Below are 19,387 nucleotides of genomic sequence, written 5' to 3' on the forward strand. Positions count from 1 at the left end.
TTCGCATGCCTCACCTCCTCGCCCCCGGCACACACCAACCCCCCCGCCCACCCCCCCCCCCCCCCCCCCCCCCCCCCCCCCCCCCCCCCCCCCCCCCCCCCCCCCGCTGATCCCGTCGGCTTACAGCGTGGGGACGATCTGGGCGATGGTGCCGTCGGCGTTGAACGTCATGCGGTCCACGGTGGTCTCGCGGTTGGTGCCGTTGCCGGCGGGCACGGCGAAGCGGTGGTAGGCGACGTGCCAGGTGTCGCTGCCGGGCGCCTTGACCACGGAGTGGTGACCGGTGCCCTTGATGCCCAGCTCCAAGCGCTTCTGCAGCACCACGGCCCGCTTGGTCCACGGGCCGAGCGGCGACGTCCCGGTGGCGTAGGCGACCTGGTAGTTCTCGTCGCGGGTGTCGTTCTCCGACCACATGAAGTAGTAGGTGCCGTTGCGCTTGAACACGAACGAGGCTTCGCGGTAGTTGCTCGGGGTGATGGTGCGGACCTTGGCCGGGTCGAAGGAGGTCATGTCGGCGTTGAGCGGGACGACGTAGGCGGTTCCGTTGCCCCAGTACAGGTAGGACTGCCCGTCGTCGTCGGTGAACACCATGGGGTCGATGGCCTGCCCGGAGTAGGAGCCCGCGCGGATCAGCGGCCTGCCGAGGGCGTCGCGGAACGGGCCGGTGGGCGAGTCCGACACGGCCACGCCGAGGTGCTTGCCCGTGTCGCCGGACGCCGCCCCGCCGCTGAAGTACAGGTAGTAGCGGCCGTTCTTGGCGATCACGGCGGGCGCCCACGCGGAGTTGTCGGCCCAGGACACGTCCGGCCCGTGGTCGAGGATCACGCCGTGGTCGGTCCAGTTGACCAGGTCGGTGGAGGAGAACGCCTTGTAGTAGGTGCCGGCCCAGCCCGCGTACCCGTCCGTGGTGGGGTAGAGGTAGTAGCGGCCGTTGAAGTTCGCGATGTGCGGGTCGGCGTAGAGGCCGGGGATGATCGGGCCCTTGGTCGTCTTCGGGCTCCACGGCGCGGTGAGGCGGAACGAGCTGTCCGCGCGGAACTGCGCCGTGTCCTGGTAGGTGTCCAGCCACAACTCGTAGTTGCGGTGCCGGATCCTGCGCTCCGGGTGGCTGAACGACGTCAGCGACACCGACCCGGCCGTCGACCCGGCCACCGCGCAGAACGTCGCGTCCTCGCGGAAGCGCGCCTCGCCGGTGTTCGCGTCCAGGCGCACCCGCCAGTCCAGGTGCCGCAGGAACGAGCCGTTCTTGGCCTGGAAGGAGTAGCACGACGGCGAGGCCAGGCCCGAGATCACGGTGAAGGTCGCGTCCAGCTTGGTCTGCGCGGTGCTGCCCGAGGTCACGGCGTCCAGCCGGCCGAGGTAGTCCTGGTGCCGGAGGTAGCGGCCGGGGAAGTTCACCGACTCGAGCGAGCGCGCCCCGGTCGGCAGCACGTCCGCGGACGCCGGCAGTGGCACCGCCACCGTCGCGGCGATGAGGCAGGACAGCACCACGCAGGTGCGCGTTCGACGACGCATGGTCAACTCCCAGTGCCGGAGGTCGGGGATGCCTGAGCGTGGTTAGCGCTAACACGACAGGGTTGCGGGCGAATCGGGGTCCGTGCAGCCGAGTGCCGCGGGCAGGGGCGGTGCGCGACAGGCTGACGACGCCTGCCGCGCGAAGGGTGGCGCAGGTGGATGTTTGCGCTAACATCACGGCCCGGTCCTAGTGTCCGAGCAAGACCATCCGGGTGTCAAGGGGGCGCTGGGCGGGTTCCTCGCGCTCAGCACGCCCGTGGCCGGCTGCAAACGCCGTGCCTGGGGGCCAGGTCAGCTGAATTGCCCCGGCAACCCGATGGCGCGGCCCACCCGCCCCGAAGGGCGGGTGGCGCGCTATCCCCCCTGCGCGGGTGGTCCGGCTCCCCAACCTGGAACCACCCGACACCAGAGAAGAGCGTCGTGCAGGGCGGTGGATACACCCGCCCGGAAAATTTCATCGCGATCGCGAGGGCTCGGGCGCGCGCACCCGCCCGCGGCCCGGCGTCCACCAGGTGAGGTCGCCGAGCATCGCCATCGTGGCCGGGACCAGCAGGCAGCGCACGACGGTCACGTCCACCGCGATCGCGACCGCCATGCCGACGCCGAACATCTTGATCGTCGGGTCGTCGTTGGGCACGAACGCGAGGAAGACGCCGACCATGATCGCTGCCGCCGCGGTGATCACGCCGCCGGTGCCGACCAGGCCCTCGCGGACCGAGCGCAGGTTGTCGCCGGTCAGCCGGAAGCGCCGCCGGACGTCGCTGAGCAGGAACACCTCGTAGTCCATCGACAGGCCGAACAGCAGGGCGAAGAGCATGAGCGGCACGAAGCTCGGGATGGGGACCGGACCGGAGAGCCCCAGCCACGTCACGCCCCACCCCCAGGTGAACACGGCCGTCAGGACGCCGTAGGCCGCGCCGATGGAGATCAGGTCCATCACGGCGGCCTTGAGGGCGAGCAGCGGCGCCCGGAAGGCGAGCAGCAGGACCGCGACCGACAGCAGCAGCACGACCCCGATCACCAGCGGTAGCTTGTCGCCGACCCGCTCGGCGAGATCCGCGCGGGCGGCGACGCCCCCGCCGACGTGCACCGTCATGCCCGGCACGGACTGGCTCCGCAGGCGGTGGACGAGGTCCGCCGTCGCCGGGTCGCCGCCTGAGGTCGAGGGGATCACCTGGACGGTGACGACCCGCCCGTCCGCGGCCGGCGTCGCCGGACCGGTGGACGCCACGCCGGGTTGGGCCCGCACCACCGCCACCAGCTCGGACAGGCGGGCGTCCCCGGCGTCGGCGACCGGCGTCCGGAGCCGGCCGAGCACGGTGAGCGGCGTGCCCGCGCCGGGTCCGAAGGCGGCCGAGACGGCGTCGTTCGCCTGGCGGACGGCGGTGGACGTCGGCGAGGACCCGGCGTCCAGCTGGCCCAGTCGCAGGTCGGTCGCCGGTGCGGCGAGCAGGGCCAGCAGCACGAGCGCGGACCCGCCTGCCGGCCAGGGCCTGCGGGTCACCCGGTCGGCCTGGCGCGCCCAGTAGCCGCCGGAGCCGGTGCGGCGAGCCAGCCGGTGGTGCAGCCTCCCGCCGCGGGCGAGCCGGCGCCCGGCCAGCGAGGTCAGCGCGGGCAGCAGGGTGAGCGCGGCGAGCACGGCGAACAGGACCGCGATCCCGCACGTCCAGGCGAGCGTGCGCAGCAGCGGCACGTCGGTCAGGACCAGTCCCGCGAGCGCGAGGGCGACCGTCACACCGGCGACGACCACCGCCGTGCCCGAGTCGGCGGCCGCCCGTTCGACGGCCTCCGGCACCGCGAGGCCCGACCGCGCCAGCGCGCGGAAGCGGTTGAGCAGGAACAACGAGTAGTCGATGCCCACGCCGAGGCCGACCATGAGCGCCAGGGTCGTCGCCACCGCCGGCATCGAGGTCAGGTTCCCGGCGAGCCCCACGACCTCCAGCGTCGCGAGCACCGACAGCGCCGAGGTCACCAGCGGCAGCACCGCGCCGACGAGGCCGCCGAGCGCGAGGAAGAGGACGACGGCGGCCAGCAGCAGGCCGAAGTACTCGTCGCCGGTGCTGCCCGAGCCGTCGAGGACCTGGGCGAGCGCCCCGCCGGGCAGCACCCGCAGGCCGGCGTCGGCGGCGGGCCGGGCGGCGTCCGTGACGACCTGCGCCACGGGCTTGGTCAGCTCCGCCCGGCGGACGTCCAGGCCGACCGTGAACCAGCCGGTCCGCCCGTCCGCGGACAGCGACCCGTCCCGCGTCGAGGGTGGTTTCACCGCCGTCACGTGCTCGGCTCGTTGCAGCGAGGCCGCGGTGTCCGCCAGCACGCGGGCGCGGACCTCGTCGTCCAGCCGCCCGTCCTCGGCCACCACGATCACGGTGCCGGAGGTGGCCGGGGCCTCCGGTGACGCGGTCAGGTCCCGCACGAGCTGGGCGTCGGTGCCCGGCAGGCTCACGTCGTTGTCCGTCGGCGTGCCGATCACCCGCGAGGCCGTCACCAGCGCCAGCACCAGCAGCACCCACGCGCCGATCACGGCGAACCGGCGCCGGACGCACACCCGGCTCAGCGCCGCGACGGTCCGGGCGGCCCGGCCGTCGGGAAGTGCAGCACTCATCGGTTCCCCCAGCGTCACCACGGCGGCGTTCGAAGATCAGTGATCTTCCGCCGTCGCGCGTGAAACCGGCGTGGCGCGACCCGGGCCCGCGCCGCGGGGTCTCGGGCGTTCCCGCGCGAGTTCAGTCGGACGGGCCGCGGTCCGGTGACGTGGAGGCCAGGCGGGTGAGCAGTTCGGTCAGCAGGAGTCGTTCGCCCGGTGACAGGAGCGGGTCGCGGTGGGCGCCCAGGGTCGCCAGCAGTGCCCGTGCCGTGTCGGGCAGGGCTTCCACCCCTTGTCCGGCAGGGTGTTCCGGCTTGACGACGGCGGCGAACACGGCGTCACGGACCCGCTGGGACAGGTCGGCGTGGGCCGGTGAGTCCGGGTCGGCCACGAGCGTCAACGTCGTGCCGACGCACGCGGAGTGGATGGTGGGCACGGCTTCGTCGGGCGTGACCAGCAGCCGACCCCGTTCGGCGAGGCGGACCAGCATGTCGTGCAGCACCCGCAACCCCTCCCGTGCCGAGGGGTGCTCGCGCGACCTGGTGCCGCCGTACATCAGCACGTAGAACGCCGGGTTCGTCAGGCCGAACCGGACGTGGCCGTCCCACCCGGCCCTCAGGTCGTCGAACGGGTCCTCGGACGGCCCGCGGCCCTGCTTCTCGGCCAGGTAGCGGGCGAAGCCCTCCGCCGCGACGGCTTCGAGCAGACCTCGCTTGTCGCCGAAGTGGTGGTACAGCGTCGGCGCGGTGATCCCGGCGGCCTGGCAGACGTCGCGGACGGACACGGCCTCGATGTCGACGTCCCGGAGCAGGTCCGCGGTCACGTCGAGGATGTGCTGTCGCGTCGATCCGACCATGTAACGATGCTATACGCCAGGGGTTGTCATTGTTACACCAGCCCGGTATACCTGACTCTGTTACAGGTGGTGCTATAGCGCGTTATATTCCGAGTCGAGGAGGATGCGGTGCCGGAGCCCTCTCGCCCCGCACGGACGCACACACGTCGAACGGTGTTGAAGTCCACCGCGGTCACGGCGGCGGGCACCGCGTTCCTGCCTGCCGTGGCGCACGCCGAGCCCACCGCACCGAGCGCGGTCGCGCCGGGGGAGAGCGCGGAGATCACCCTGTCGGTCAACGGCCGCGACCGGGTCCTGACCGTGGAGCCGAGGGTGACGCTGCTGGACGCGTTACGCGAGCGGTTGGGGCTGACCGGCACGAAGAAGGGGTGCGACCGGGGCGAGTGCGGCGCCTGCACGGTCCTGGTCGACGGCGAGCGGGTCAAGGCGTGCCTGACGCTGGCGGTGATGAGGCAGGGCAGCGACATCACCACGATCGAGGGACTGGCCGACGGCGATCGGCTGCACCCGGTCCAGGAGGCGTTCATCCGCCACGACGCCTTCCAGTGCGGCGCCTGCACGTCCGGTCAGGTCATGTCCGCCGTCGCGTGCATCCGGGAGGGGCACGCCGGGTCGGCGGCGGAGATCCGCGAGTGGATGAGCGGCAACCTCTGCCGCTGCGCCTGCTACCAGAACATCGTGGCGGCGGTCGCCGACGCGGCGCGGGAGGTGCGCGGATGAGGGCGTTCGGGTACATCCCGGTCCGGGAACCGGCGGAGGCGGTGCGCGTGGCGCGGCGGACGCCCGGCGCCGCGTTCATCGCGGGCGGCACGGACCTGCTGAACCTCATGAGGGACGGCGCGCAGCAGCACGAGCACCTCGTCGACATCAGCCGGCTGGACCTCGCGTCGATCACCGCCTCGGCGAGCGGCCTGCGCGTCGGCGGTCTCGCGCGGATGCGGCAGGTCGCCGAGCACCGGTCGGTCCGCGAGGGCTTCCCCGTGCTGGCCGAGGCGCTGGAGGCGTCCGCGTCACCGCAGGTGCGCAACATGGCCACGATCGGGGGGAACCTGCTGCAACGCACGCGGTGCGGCTACTTCCGGGACGCGGCCTCGGCGTGCAACAAGCGCGTGCCGGGCAGCGGCTGCCCCGCGCTGGAGGGCTGGAACCGCGGCCACGCCGTGCTCGGCGGCAGCGAGCACTGCATCGCCACCCACCCGTCGGACCTCGCGGTCGCCCTGCTCGCCCTCGACGCGGTGGTGCACCTGCTCGGGCCGGACGGCGCGCGGCAGGTCCCGGTGGACGGGTTCCACCTGCGGCCGGGGCAGGCGCCGCACGTCGACACGGTGCTGCGGCCCGCGGAGCTGATCACCGCGGTCGAGGTGCCGCGCGGCCCGGCGGCGGTCCGGTCGCGCTACCTGAAGTTGCGCGACCGCGCCACGTTCGAGTTCGCCGTCGTCTCGATCGCGGCCGTCCTGGACCTGCGCGGCGGCCGGGTGCGCGACGTGCGGCTCGCGTTCGGCGGGATCGGGACGACCCCGTGGCGCTCGCCGGAGGCCGAGGCGGTCCTGCGGGGCGCGCCGCTGACGGTGGACGCGATCGAGCGGGCCGGGCGCGCGCTCGTGCGCGACGCCGTGCCGCGACAGCACAACGGGTTCAAGGTCGAGCTGGTGCAACGCGCGCTGGTGGAACTGCTCAGCGGGTTGGGAGGTCTGCGGTGAACGACGGACTCGTGGGACGTCCGGTGGCACGCGTCGACGGCGGCGCCAAGGTCACCGGCGCCGCCCGGTACCCGGCGGACGACCCGGTGCCCGGTGCGCTGCACGGGTTCTTGGTGACGAGTACGGTGGCCCGCGGCGAAGTGGTGCGCATCGATGCGTCGCAGGCCTTGGCGCACCCCGGCGTGGTCGCGGTGTACACGCACGCCGACCTGCCTCGACTGACCGTGCCGACGTTCCCGTACATCAAGGGGTTCATCCCCTTGCAGGGCACCGCGGTGCACCACGCCGGCCAACCCGTCGCGATCGTCCTGGCCACGACCGTGGAGCAGGCGCGGGAAGCCGCGAACCTGGTGCGCGTCGACTACCGCGCCGAACCGCCGACGGCGTCGATGGACGACGCGACCGAGCCGCCCCACCTGCCGCTCCCGTTCCGGGGTCGGCCCAACGAGATCACCCGCGGCGACGCGGCGGCGGCGTTGGAGGCGGCGGAGGTCCGGCTGGAGGCCCGCTACTCCAGCCCGACGCGCCACCACAACCCGATCGAGCCGCACGCCACCACGGCGCAGTGGGACGGCGACCGCCTGACGGTGCACGAGACCGCCCAGGGGGTCAACCTCACCCGGTCGGTCCTGGCCACCGCGTTCGGCCTGCCACCGGACCGCATCCGCGTGCTGGCGCCGTTCCTCGGCGGTGGTTTCGGCGCGAAGGGACCGGTCTGGCCGCACACCATCCTCACCGTCGCGGCGGCGCGGCTGGCGCGGCGACCGGTCCGCCTGGTGCTCACCCGCGCCCAGATGTTCACCCTGACCGGCCACCGGGCCGAGTTCCGCCAGCACCTGCGGATCGGCGCCACCCGCCAGGGCAAGCTCACCGCCCTGGTCGAGACGACCGTCGCGCAGCTGTCCCGCACCGAGGAGTCGATCTTCAACGAGAGCGACTCGTCCAGCACCCTCTACGACTGCCCGAACGTCCACATCAGACAGGAGGGCGTGCCGCTCGACCTCGCCTCGTCGAGCTACATGCGGTCACCGGAGACCACCGCCCACTTCGGCCTGGAGACCGCCCTGGACGAGCTCGCCTGGCAGGTGGGCGTGGACCCGGTGGAGCTGCGGCGGCGCAACCACACCGCCGTCAACCAGGAGACCGGCGCGCCGATCGGGGGCAAGCGCCTGCTCGACTGCTACCGGATCGCGGCCGAGGCGTTCGGCTGGTCCCGGCGCGCACCGCGGCCCGGTGCCACCAGGGACGGCGACGAGCACGTCGGCTGGGGCATGGCCACCGAAGCACACACCTTCGCCGCCGCACCGGCCGACCCGCCGGTCACCGCCTCCGTCACGATCGGCGCCGACGGCCGGGCGGTGGTGCGCATCGCCACCCAGGACATCGGCACCGGCACGTACACGGTGATCGGCCAGGTCGTCGCCGACGCCATGGGCGTGCCGCTGGACGCCGTCACCGCCGTGATCGGCGACAGCGCGCTGCCGTACGCGGGCGTGTCGGCGGGCTCGGCGACGATCGCGAGCGTCACCGGACCGGTGGACCGCGCCGCCCGTGCCGCGCGGGACGCGGTGGTGGCCCTGGCGGTGGCCGACCCGCGATCCCCGCTGGCCGGTGTCCCGGCGGACGAGGTGGTGACCGCGCACGGCCACCTGCTCCACGTGCGCGACCGCGCGCGGCGCGACAGCTACCGCGCCGTCGTCGGCAGGCACGGCGAACCGGTGGAGGCGACGGGCAGGCTGCAGAACACGCCGGGCCACTCCTACGGCGCGGTCTTCGTCGAAGTGCGGGTGCACGCCAGGCTGGGGTCGGTGCGCGTCACCCGCGTGGTGACCGCGCACGACATGGGCCGGGTGATGAACCGCCGCACCGCCCGCGGCCAGGTGCTCGGCGGCGTGACGTGGGGCATCGGGCACGCGCTGATGGAGCACACCGTCCACGACCGGCACACCGCCCGGGTCGTCAACCCGAACCTGTCCGGCTACCTCGTGCCCGTGTGCGCGGACGCCCCGGCCGTGGAGAGCCACTTCGTCGACCTCCCGGACCCCGGCAGCAGCGCCTTGGGCGCACGCGGGTTCGGCGAGACCCCGATCACCGGGGTGCCCGCCGCGATCGGCAACGCCGTCTACCACGCCACCGGCCGACGGGTGCGTGACCTGCCCATCACGCGGGACAAGCTGCTGTAGCGGCGGGTGCGGGTGCGGGTGCTGGTCGATGGCTGACGGCGTGGCGGTCGTCGCGGTGGTGCCGGGTGCGATGCCGCGCTGGCAGGTACCGTCACTCAGCGTGCTCGGGGAGGCTCGCCGTGGACCGGGTGATCTCCAGGTCCGCCGGTCACGGGTTTGACCTTGACACGGTGACAAGGTGTCCACTGGGCGCAGGAGGTGGTCCCGATCCCTACGACAAGTGGAACCCCGCAGCACGCCCGGGTGGCCGGCGCCCTGAGCGCCGACGACTCGTCGGTCCGGCTCCAGGCGGCCCTGGCGGTCGGCTCGAACCCCGACCCCGCTTACTTGGAGGCGCTGGTCGAGCGGTGCGCGGTCGAGCCGGACTTCTTCGTGCGGGACATGCTGTCCTGGGCGTTGACCCGCCTGCCGCTGGAGCTCACCCTGCCCCGGATCCGCCGGGAACTCGACTCCGAACGGACCCGGGCCCGCAGCCAGGCGTTGCACACGCTCTCCAAGATCGGCGACAAGAGCGCGTGGGCGTGGATCACGCGCGACATGCTGCGCGACGCCGACGACGAGGTCGCGCGGACCGCGTGGCGCGTCGCGGTCGCCCTCGTGCCGGAGGACGGGAAGGCGGACCTGGTCGACGAGCTGGTCACGCAGCTCGGTCGCGGTGACCGCGACGTGCGGCTGAGCCTGAGCCGGGCCCTGGTCGACCTCGGCGACGTGATCACGCCCGCCCTGGGGGAGGCGGCGACGAGCCCCGACCCGGCGGTGGCCGCGCACGCCCGTGCCACCGAGCTGCTCCGGCAGGACCCGGACGCCGGTTTCGACGCGGCCGTCGAGGAGGCGAAGCGGGTCGTGTCGCTCGGTCCGGAACGAGCTGCTGGAGCGGGTGTCGAGCCGGAAGGGCCGGCCGAGCCGGGGGAGTCGACCGGCGCCGTGGAGGCCGGGGCGGTGGAGGCCGGGGCCGTCGAGTCGATCGAGGCCCCGGAGGTTCCGGAGAGCACGGCTTGCTGATCGGCGACGTGGCCCGGCATTCCGGGGTGAGCACCCGGATGCTCCGGCACTACGACGCCCTCGGCTTGGTGCGACCGAGCGGCCGCACGGTCGGCGGCTACCGCGAGTACTCCGCCGAGGACATCCGCCGGATCTTCCACGTGGAGGGCCTGCGGTCCCTCGGGCTCACGCTCAAGCAGATCAGGCGTGCGCTCGACGACCCGGCGTTCACGCCGACCGCCCTGGTCGGCGACCTCATCCGGTGGACGGAAGAACGCCTGGAGCGCGACCAGGAGCTGCTCGAACGGCTCCGCGCGATCGACGCGTCGGCGCCCGCGGGCTGGCAGGGCGTCCTGCGCGTCGTCGAGCTCATGCAGGGTCTCGACTCGACCAGCGCCGCGCGCCGGCAGCAGGCCGTCCTGGCCCGGCCGGACGGTGCGCCCGTGCCCGCGGAGCTGCTGGCCGGTGCGGTCCTGACCGAAGCCGACGCCAACGTGGCGGGCGCCCTGCGCTGGGCGCTCGCCCGGTCGGGCGGCGACGGCATGGCGACGTTGGCCGCCGGGGCGCGCTCGGCGGACGTGGACGTCCGGCGGCGCGCGGTGCTGACGATCGCCGAGCTGCCGGAGGCGCCCGGTGCGACCGCGGTGCTCGCGGACGCGCTCGGCGACCCGGACGCGACGGTGCGCGGGCACGCAGCCCTGGCACTGGGCAGGCGTGGCGTGACGGCGGCCGTGCCGACCCTCGTCGGCATGGTGGTCGAGGGCGTCAACGACGTCGACGCGGCGGAGGTCCTGGGAACGCTGTCCCGGGACGCGGGGTGCGCGGACCGGATCATGACCGCGCTGGTCGACGAGCTGGCCGCGCCCACCGCGGACTCCGCGATCCGGATCCGCCTGACCCAGGCGCTGGTCGAGCTGTCGGGCACCGGCGCGCGGGAAGTCCTGCGCCGACTGGCCCACGACGACGACCGCGCGGTCGCCCTCGTCGCCACTGCGTTCGTCGGCGTTCTCGAAGGGCGGTCCGCCGAAGCCGGCGACGACGATTGACCGGGCCCGTTCAGCCGCGGACACCGTTCATTCCGCGCGGGAACGGTGCGCCGACCCCCGGGGTGGGACTCGATCAGCCGAAATAACCGTCGAACATGATCCGGCTGATTTCCGTGGTGGTTTCCAGGCCCACGTTGTAGCCGTCCTGGACCACCTGCGTGTTGTTCATGATGGCCAGGGTGTAGCGCTCGTCCGGGCCGACGAAGCCGACCGAGTTCATCAGCCACGAACCGTCGTCGTTGTCGTCGGACCAGCCGTTCTTGTTGCCCGGTCGGGCGGCGGCGCCGGCTCCCCAGACACCCCACTGCTGGTTCACGTCGACCGAGCGCATCTCGTTGACGATGTAGTCGCGGTGGGCGGCGGGGAGCTTCGTCAGCACGTAGTTGATCAGCCGGTCGAGGTCGTCGGCCGTGGTGAGGATCCAGCCCCAGTGGTGCGGGTGCTGGTCGGTGAACCGCATGTCGGTCATCCCGTAGGACGGGAAGCGGGCCGCGAACTCCTGCTCGCCGCCGTAACGGGTCCACAGCGTGTGCGCCGCGTTGTCGTCGCTGGAGTTCAGCATGCGGTGCATCAGGTCGCGGTCCTCCGCCGTCAGGCGGACGGCGCCGGAGTCGTTGCGCAGCAGCAGGTCGACGACCATCGCGAGCTTGGGCGTGGAACAGGCCCAGACGAGCGTGTCCGAGTGGACGTTGCGCCAGACGGCGCCGGTCTTCCGGTCCCGCACGACGATTCCGGCGAAACCGGGACGGCTTTCCGCGTAGGCGCTCGCCCGGCGGATCCTGTTCAGCAGCGTCCAGTCGAAGTGGGTCTTGGTGGCGACCGGGCGGGCGCGAGCCGTGATGTCGGCGGCGGCGGGAGGCGCGGCACTGGCCGCCGGAGCGGCCAACGGCGTGAAGCCGGCGGCCACGACCAGCGCGGTCGCGATCATTCGTTGGTTCATCGCCCTCATGTCGACGGAAGGTAGCAGGGGTGCCGGGCGTGCTGCCTGGGAAGGCGGGTGACCATCGTCATGATCACAAAACAAGACCGAGGACAACCTTCTTGCCCCCCGCCGGACGTCGTCGCCGAAAAGGACGTTCTTCAGCGCGCGAGCCGTTGTCGCGATGTCCACCCCTTTCCACCGGATGGTCAGCGCGACAGCGGTGCCCGTACCCGGAAGTCCGCGACGGCGGCGGTCAGGAACAGCGCGGTGACGGCGGCCAGGGCGAGCATCAGGCCGTCCGGCGGCAGGAGGTCCAGCGCGGCGCTGCCGATCAGCGGGCCGACGAGGCTGCCCAGCGCCCACAGCACGGTGGCGCCCGCGTTGGCGTCGACGAGTCCGTCATCGGTGAAGTCCTGGCCGATGCGCACCAACCCGAGCGTGTAGACGCCACCCGCCGCGGCGCCCAGCACCACCAGCGCCGGCCACATCAGCACCGACACCTCCAGCAGCAGGGGCATGCCCAGCGCCAGCAGCAGCACGACCACCGCGCACCCGACGTGCAGCCGGCGGCGGTCGACGTGGTCGGCCCACCAGCCCAACGGCACCTGGAGCAGCGCGTCGCCCGCGAACACCGCGCCCACCATGAGGACGGCGATCGCCTCGGTGTGCCCGTGCGCCAAGCCGTAGAGCGGCAGCAGCGCCAGCACCGCGCTGTCGAAGAACGAGAACATCAGCACCGCGAGCGCGATGGTCGGCGCCGACCGCGCGAACGTCAGGGACGCGGCCGGCCGGCCTGCCTTGAACCCGTCGATCCGGCACGAGCTGGCGGCCAGCAGGGCGATCCCGGGCACGTGCGTCAGCACGGCGACCAGCAGTGACCACTGGGCGGCCGAGCCGAACAGGGCCAGCAACCCGGGGCCGGACACCTGGCACAGCGTGAACACCGAGGTGTAGACGGCGATCCAGCGCCCGCGCGTGGCCTCCGGGGTGATGGCGTTGATCCAGGTCTCGCCGAGCACCAGCAGCAGCCCGGCGAACACGCCGACGGCGAACCGGAGCACCAGCCACACCGGGACGCTGTCGGTCACCGCGAGCAGCCCGGTGCTCGTCGCCGAACCGAGCATCCCGAGGATGAGCAGCGGCTTGATCCGCCACCGCCACGTCAGCGGGCCGAGGCACAGCACGGCGGCGAGGATGCCGACGGCGGGCAGCGCGGCGGCCGTCCCGATCAACGCGCCCGACGCGCCGCCGCCGCTGAGCCGCAACGACACCAGCGGCACGGTCAGGCCGGTGACCAGGCCGACCACCGCGACCGTGCAGATCGCGGCGACCGGCTCCCAGCGCCTGCTCAGCACGGACTGCCCCGCCGCGCGACCAGGTGCTGGTGGATGTCGCGCTGCGGCAGGGTCGCGCCCGGCACCCGGACGCCGTCCACGTACAGGCAGGACGCCGCCGGCCCGCGCCCGCCGTAGGGGAGGTACCCCTTCTCCGTCAGGTGCAGGTCGGTGTCCCACAGGATCGAGTCCGCGTCGTGCCACGGCGAGTCGAGCAGGGACTTCACGTAAGGGCTGTCGCCGAACACCGACACGTACATGGCGTTGGCGGCGTACTGCTGGTCCTCGAAGTACCGCCGCAGTTCCGCGTCGTCGTCGTAGGGCTGGAGGAAGAACACCGGTGCGAAGAACTCGCGGAAGTTGCCGCCCAGCGCCAGGTCCTTCTCGAACGCGGTGGGCCTGATCATCCCGCTGGCCGGGTTGACCTCGCCGCCGTAGAGCCAGAACGCGCGGTCGTCGCGGAACCGGCGGACCATCTTCACGGCGTGGTCGGGGTCGGTGTTCGGCCCCACCACGTTCTCCGGGTCGGAGTACGGGCCGACGCGGTGCTCCAGTTCCCGCAGCCGCGCCAACAGGGTCTCGCGGAACTCCGCCAGGCGGGCGCGGTGGACCAGGATCGAGTTGGGGCCGGCGCAGTCCTGCCCCTGGTTGTACAGCACCACCCGCAGCGCGCCGGCGACGGCGAGGTCGACGTCGGCCGTCTCGGTCACCACGAGCGGATTGTGGCCGGAACCGTTGAGGATGAACAAGGTCCGGCGCGGGAACGACCTGCGGACCTTCGCCGCGTTCTCGGGCGTGCCGGTGAACACCACCGCGTCCGTGCGGTGCGCCCGCCCCGCGACGAACTCCTCCTTGTCGTCGTAGGACACGTGCAGTTCCGGGAAGTGCGCGGGCAGGTCGAGCACGTCCGCCAACGCCCGGTAGTGCGGGTGCATGGCCGTCGGCGGGCGCAGCGCGGTGTCCTCGGCCATGAACGACGGCACGACGCCGAAGCACACCGTGGCGTACAGGGGCTGGTTCAACGGCAGGAACGTGGTCACCGCGTCCACTTTCCCGGTGAAGTGCTCCCGGTTGAGGTGCAGGTTCTCCAGCAGGTCGACCGATCGCTCGATCTCGTCGAGCGCCACGTTCGCGCACTGGTAGCCGGACAGGCTGTGCACGACCTCCGCAGAGCGCTCTCGCAGGGTCGTGGCGAAGGCGCGCGCTCGCTCCTGCACAGCGGGGAAGTCCACCAGGGCCGGGCGGACTGCGGATCGGGTCACTGCGAACCACCTTCGGAACGGTCGGACGGGGGAACGGGGAGGGACAGCGCGTCGCGGACCAGGGCGAGCGAGCGCCGGGCGCCGGTGATCCGCAGCCAGGTGGCCAGCCGCGGGCCGTGCGGCCGGCCGAGCAGGGCCAGGTACAGCGCCCGGTAGGCGTAGGGACGGCCTTCGAGCGCCTTGTGCAGCAGCACGCCGGGATCGGCGTGCGGCGCCGACTCCAGGGCGTCGGCGAGGCGGCGGAGCACGGTGGTCGCGGCGGTGTCGAGGACGACCGGCTCGGGCGCGGGTCGGGCGTGCAGGTGGAAGCGCCACGCCCGCATCACCAGGTCCGGTTCCGGGCGGCGGTCCGGCGGGAAGACCCGCTCGACGAACGCCACCGCGCCGGCGTGGTCGACCGGCGCGCAAGCGGCCAGGACCCGCACCAGGGAGCCGAACCGCGGCCCCTGCGGCTCGGTCGTCGCGCCGATCCGGCGCAGCCGCAGCCGGGTGCCCGCCCCTCGGTGCGGTCGGCGGGCGAGACGCGCTTCGTCGTGCACCGCGTCGTTGACGCGCGGCACGGACGCCAGGTCGAACCGGCGTGGTCGGCGCGGCCTCCGGTAGAGCAGCATCCGCAGGCCCTCGCGGGTGAGGCAGTCGATCGCGTCGCCGAGGGCGAAGCCGTTGCCGACGGTCTTCGAGATCTTCCGGCCCCGTTCGTCGACGAACAGCCCGTACTCGAAGAGCACCGGCGGTTCGCGGCGCAGCCGGCGGAACACCTGCCGCACGACGCGCGCCGAGTCCGCCAGGTCCTGCCCGTGCATCTCGTAGGCGACGTCGCCGCTGAGCAGGCGCAGCGCCCAGTCGGCCTTCCACTGGAACTTGCAGTGGCCGCCGAGCGCCGACACGGTCACGGGCTCGCCGATCGGCTCGCCGACGTAGTACTCGTGCGGTTCGAGGCCGTGGTCCAACCCCGGCCGCTGGATGATCACGTCCTTCGGGATCTCGTAGGTGATCGTGCCCAGCCGGTGGTCGACGTCCAGCACGCGCGTGTGCTCGATCACCCGGCCGGTGATCGGCGACAGCGGCATCACGATGCTGTAGGACTTGCGCCGCAGGGCTCCCACCGAACGGCCGACCAGGGCGTTGACCTCCGTGAAGTCCGCCAGGAAGGCGCGGATGGTCGAGTCGTGGCGACCCGAGCGGTAGAGGTCGGAGCTGCGCACGACCTCGCAGTCGACCTCCAGCAGGTCGAGCACCCGGCGCAGCCGGTCGACCATGCCCTCGGCGAGGCTGGCCGCCCGGCCCCACGGGTCCGGCACCTGGTGCAACGGCATGCCGAGGTGGGCCGCCAACGCGTCGCGGTCGGGGACGGTGTCCGGCACCTTGCGCAGGGCGTCCACGTCGTCGGCGACCACGACGAGCCGGGTGCTCCGCCCGGTCGTCTCCTCGAACGACCGCCGGACGAAGGACGTGCGGACGACCTCGCTCACCGTGCCGATGTGCGGGAGGCCCGAAGGGCCGAAACCGGCGCCGAACACCACCGGCCCGGTGTCCTGCCCGCGTCGTTCGAGCAGCGCGGCTATCCGGCCTGACTCGACCGCGCACCAGTCGTGTGCCACGCGGTCCAGCCGAACTGACATGGTTCTCCCCCGGGGTGCGGACGCCGGACCCCCGCCCGGCCGTCACTTCTCGACCAGGGAAGTCTCGACAACGCCTCTGGACGAGGTCTGGACGGCGAATGGACACGGAGTCCTCACCGCAACGGCGACCACGTCGACGCCCGGGTCACGCCTGGCTGCGGGCGCTGCCCAACCCGGCTCGGGCGCGGTCCTGCTCGTCCTGGTCGCCGGTCTCGGTCGCGATCCGCAGGGCGTCGGCGTGCGCGACGAGGGCCTCGTCCGGCCGACCCGCCGCCCGCAGGGTCTCGCCGAGCCCGTTGAGGGCGCTCGCCTCCCCGTAGCGGTGGCCGATGTCGCGGAACGTCTCCAGTGCGGACGTGTGGCAGCGGTGGGCCTGGGACCAGTCGCCGAGCCGCGTGTGCACGGCGCCCAGGTTGCTCAACGTCACCGCCACGCCGTAGCTGTGGTGCAGGCGCTGGAACAGCTCCCGGGCCTCGTCGAGGTGCCGGACGGCGTCCGGGTAGCGCCGCAGGCTCGCGCACACGTCGCCGAGGTTGGACAGCGCGCTGGCCTGGCCGCTCGCGTCGTCGAGCCGGCGGAACAGGTCGAGCGCGCGCTCCAGGCACTCGGCGGCGAGGGAGTGGTGACCGGGGCGGTTGTACGCGTTGCCCAGGTTGAGCAGCACCGCCGCCTCCCCGTGGCGGTTGCCCAGCCGTCGGTGCACGGCCAGCGCCTCCTGCTGGAGCGACACCGCCTCGTCGTACTCGCCGAGCCGTTCCTGGACGATGCCGAGGTTCGACAACGCGCGCGGCACGCCGTGCTGCCCGCCGGTGCGCCGGTGCAGCGCGATCGCCTCCCGCAGGTGGCCGACCGCCTGGTCGTAGTCGCCGAGGATCCGGCGCAACGCGCCCAGGTTGGTCAGCGCCGCGGCGAGCAGGTCGTCCCGGCCCGCCCGGCGGGCGGCGCGCAACGCGCACCCGTAGACGGTCGACGCGTCCGCGTAGTGGCCGCTTTCCAGGTACCGGTACAGCGTGTTCGCCAGGTCGACCACGTAGCGCGGCCGGTCGTCGCGTTCGGCGGCACGGCACAGCGCGACGAGCGTGGCCCGCTCGGCGTCCAGCCAGGCGCGTGCGGCGTCGGCGCCGGCGACCGCGGGCGGCGGCGTCACGGGGGAGTCGGGTCGGTGCGGGCGGTCGACCGGGTAGAGCAGGTCCATCGCCTCGGCCGCGGCGGCCAGGTGGTGGGCGAGCAGCCGGTCGACGGCGGCCGACCGCTCCGGCCCCGGGTCGTGCTCGTCCGCCAGCTCCTCGGCGTAGGCGCGCAGGAGGTCGTGGACGACGAACCGGTCGCCGGGCACGCGCCGCACGAGGCTGTTGCGCGCCAAGGCGTCCAGGGACAGGCGGGCCTCCAGCTGGTCGGTCCCGGTGAGCGCGGCGAGCGCGAACGGCGTCACGTCCGGACCGGGGTGCAGGCCCAGCCGCCGGAACGCCCGCGCCACCTCGGGCCGCAACTGCGCGTACGACCAGGAGAAGACGGTGCGCACGGTGGCGCGGGCGTCGTCACCCGTGTCGAGCACGCGCAGCCGTTGGCGCCGGTCTGCCAGCTCGCCGGTCAGCTCGGCCAGCGTCGACCCGGGCCGTGACGCGGCCAACTCGGCGGCGATGCGCAGCGCCAGCGGCAACCGACCGCACCGCCGCGCCAGGTCCGCCGCGGCTTCGGGTTCCCGGCGCACCCGCTCGCCGATCAGGGCGCGCAGCAGGGCCAGCGAGTCCGGCGTCGGCAGCTGGTCGACGTCGAGCCGGTGGGCGCCGTGCAGCGCGACCAGGCCCGCCAGGCTGCTGCGGCTGGTCACCACGACCAGGCAGCTCGGCGTGCCGGGCAGCAGCGACCGCACCTGCTCGACCGACGAGGCGTTGTCGAGCACGACCAGCACCCGCCGGTCCGCGAGTTCGGCGCGGTACCGCGCGGCCCGCTGGTCGGGGTCGACCGGCACGTCCGTGCCGGTGACGCCGAGGCCGTCGAGCAGGTGCGCCAGCGCGTCCTCCGCCGCCATCGGCGACCGCGGGTCGTAGCCGCGCAGGTCCACGTGCAGCTGCCCGTCGGGGAACTGCGAGCGGACCCGGTGGGCCCAGTGCAGCGCGAGTGCCGTCTTGCCGACGCCGGCGGCGCCGCACACGACGACGATGGGCACCCCGGTGCGCTCGGAGGTGAGCACCCGGCCGAGTTCGGCGAGTTCCGCCTGCCGGCCGGTGAAGCCGTGCACGTCCCCGGGCAGCTGGTTCACGCCGGAGGACGCGAGCGCGGGTTCCGCCGGTGCGGTGGCGTCGTCGCCGGAGGTCTCTTCGAGCGCGTTGAGGTAGGCGGCGGTCAGCTCGGGGCCGGGGCCGACGCCGAGTTCCTCCGTGAGACGCCGCCGCATCCCGTGGTAGGTGTCGAACGCGAGGTCCCGTTGGCCGGCCGCGGTGTACGCGCGGATGAGCAACGCGTGCATCGTCTCGTCGAGCCCGTGCGCCGCGACGTGCTCCACCAGCCCGGGCAGCACGTCGCGCGCCGCACCGACGGCGGTCATCAGCTCGGCGTGCCGGGCCAGCGCCGCCCGGCGTTCCCCCGCCAGCGCGACGACGCCGGGGTGTCCGTCGAGCAGCGGCACGTCGGCCAGCGGACGCCCGTGCCACAACCCCAGCGCCCGGGTCAGGAGGTCTGCGGCCCGGCGGGGTTCGTCGTGGGCCAGGGAACCGGCACGCGCGACCAGCGCGCGGAACCGGGAGGCGTCCACCGCGTCCGCGGGCAGGTCCAGCGCGTACCCGTCGCCCACGGTGGGGATGGTCGTGCTCGGCGAGCGCGCGCCGCGCTCGGGTTCGAGCAACCGCCGCAGGTGCTTGACGTGGGTGTGGATGACGTTGGCCGCGCTGGCCGGAGGACGTTCGCCCCACAGCGCGTCGACCAGTTCGGCCCGCGTCACCGGCTTGCCGGGCGCGAGGGCCAGCAACGCGAACACGGCCTTGCGGCCGGCGGGGCCGAGGGCGAGCGCGGTGCCGTCGCGCCAGGCCCTGATGGGGCCGAGCACCTGGACGGCCAGCACCCACCGCTCCCAACCTGCCCACCGACACGAACCGTTACCTATCGTGGCACAGCGTGCAGAGCGGCTCCAACGGCCATCCAGCCGATTCCGGCCCACGAGGGACGGCGGTGGCCCGCGGGAGTGGCCGCGCGCAGGGACTCCCGCACCGCACCGTTCCCGTTGCGCGCACGGGTGTTCCGGTGGCGCCGCCTGTAGTCTGCGACGGTTGCGAACCGGCCCGCCGACTGCCACCGACGACCGCGAGACCGGTTCAGCACTTGGTGCACGGCACGGACAACGCGGCGCATGGGGGAACATTGCGTGTGGTGACGTTACGGCGGA

General features: G+C 73.4%; 12 protein-coding genes and 1 pseudogene. 5 read left to right on the forward strand and 8 right to left on the reverse strand.

What is annotated here, in order from left to right; genetic code table 11:
- Positions 1 to 120 precede the first annotated feature (120 nt).
- The 3 genes from ACZ7GX_RS42830 to ACZ7GX_RS42840 all read right to left on the reverse strand — a co-directional run bounded on the left by ACZ7GX_RS42830 (position 121) and on the right by ACZ7GX_RS42840 (position 4,955).
- Entirely contained in the window at positions 121 to 1,515 is a 1,395-nt protein-coding gene (locus ACZ7GX_RS42830) for a family 43 glycosylhydrolase (RefSeq protein WP_498786131.1), read from the reverse strand.
- A 454-nt stretch (positions 1,516 to 1,969) separates the two neighbouring features.
- The gene (locus tag ACZ7GX_RS42835; RefSeq protein ID WP_498786133.1) at positions 1,970 to 4,117 is read right to left on the reverse strand and encodes an MMPL family transporter; all 2,148 of its coding nucleotides are present in this window, start codon (positions 4,115 to 4,117) and stop codon (positions 1,970 to 1,972) included.
- Positions 4,118 to 4,238: 121 nt separating this feature from the next.
- Positions 4,239 to 4,955, reverse strand: coding sequence for a TetR/AcrR family transcriptional regulator (locus tag ACZ7GX_RS42840; protein WP_498786135.1), 717 nt, complete (start codon positions 4,953 to 4,955; stop codon positions 4,239 to 4,241).
- 153 nt (positions 4,956 to 5,108) lie between these two features.
- On the opposite strand from ACZ7GX_RS42840, the gene ACZ7GX_RS42845 reads away from it, so the two are divergent.
- The 5 genes and pseudogenes from ACZ7GX_RS42845 (at position 5,109) to ACZ7GX_RS42865 (ending at position 10,865) form a co-directional block, all read left to right on the forward strand.
- Complete coding sequence (locus ACZ7GX_RS42845) at positions 5,109 to 5,675, forward strand: (2Fe-2S)-binding protein (RefSeq protein WP_498786137.1); 567 nt, start codon at positions 5,109 to 5,111, stop codon at positions 5,673 to 5,675.
- Positions 5,672 to 6,655, forward strand: coding sequence for an FAD binding domain-containing protein (locus ACZ7GX_RS42850; protein WP_498786139.1), 984 nt, complete (start codon positions 5,672 to 5,674; stop codon positions 6,653 to 6,655). The genes ACZ7GX_RS42845 and ACZ7GX_RS42850 overlap by 4 nt, the downstream gene beginning before the upstream one ends.
- A complete protein-coding gene (locus ACZ7GX_RS42855) occupies positions 6,652 to 8,838 on the forward strand; it encodes a xanthine dehydrogenase family protein molybdopterin-binding subunit (protein ID WP_498786141.1) in 2,187 nt (728 codons plus the stop codon). The genes ACZ7GX_RS42850 and ACZ7GX_RS42855 overlap by 4 nt, the downstream gene beginning before the upstream one ends.
- A gap of 198 nt (positions 8,839 to 9,036) precedes the next feature.
- Positions 9,037 to 9,717 (forward strand): annotated as a pseudogene (locus ACZ7GX_RS42860) (HEAT repeat domain-containing protein); the annotation flags it as partial.
- A gap of 116 nt (positions 9,718 to 9,833) precedes the next feature.
- Entirely contained in the window at positions 9,834 to 10,865 is a 1,032-nt protein-coding gene (locus ACZ7GX_RS42865) for a MerR family transcriptional regulator (protein ID WP_498786143.1), read from the forward strand.
- A 73-nt stretch (positions 10,866 to 10,938) separates the two neighbouring features.
- Here the strand turns inward: ACZ7GX_RS42865 and ACZ7GX_RS42870 are convergent, their stop codons facing one another.
- The 5 genes from ACZ7GX_RS42870 to ACZ7GX_RS42890 form a co-directional block, all read right to left on the reverse strand.
- Positions 10,939 to 11,814 (reverse strand): serine hydrolase, encoded by an 876-nt coding sequence (locus tag ACZ7GX_RS42870; RefSeq protein ID WP_498786145.1) that lies wholly within the window; start codon positions 11,812 to 11,814, stop codon positions 10,939 to 10,941.
- Between the two features lie 179 nt (positions 11,815 to 11,993).
- Positions 11,994 to 13,142 carry an MFS transporter gene (locus ACZ7GX_RS42875; protein WP_498786147.1) on the reverse strand — a complete coding sequence of 383 codons (1,149 nt, stop codon included), beginning with the start codon at positions 13,140 to 13,142 and terminating at the stop codon, positions 11,994 to 11,996.
- Positions 13,136 to 14,383 (reverse strand): aldehyde dehydrogenase family protein, encoded by a 1,248-nt coding sequence (locus ACZ7GX_RS42880; protein WP_498786149.1) that lies wholly within the window; start codon positions 14,381 to 14,383, stop codon positions 13,136 to 13,138. Before ACZ7GX_RS42880 ends, ACZ7GX_RS42875 begins: the two co-directional genes overlap by 7 nt.
- Complete coding sequence (locus ACZ7GX_RS42885) at positions 14,380 to 16,005, reverse strand: hypothetical protein (RefSeq protein WP_498786153.1); 1,626 nt, start codon at positions 16,003 to 16,005, stop codon at positions 14,380 to 14,382. The genes ACZ7GX_RS42880 and ACZ7GX_RS42885 overlap by 4 nt, the downstream gene beginning before the upstream one ends.
- A 145-nt stretch (positions 16,006 to 16,150) precedes the next feature.
- Complete coding sequence (locus tag ACZ7GX_RS42890; RefSeq protein WP_498786155.1) at positions 16,151 to 19,066, reverse strand: AfsR/SARP family transcriptional regulator; 2,916 nt, start codon at positions 19,064 to 19,066, stop codon at positions 16,151 to 16,153.
- Positions 19,067 to 19,387 lie beyond the last annotated feature (321 nt).

The organism is Actinosynnema sp. NPDC037264, assembly GCF_055603705.1.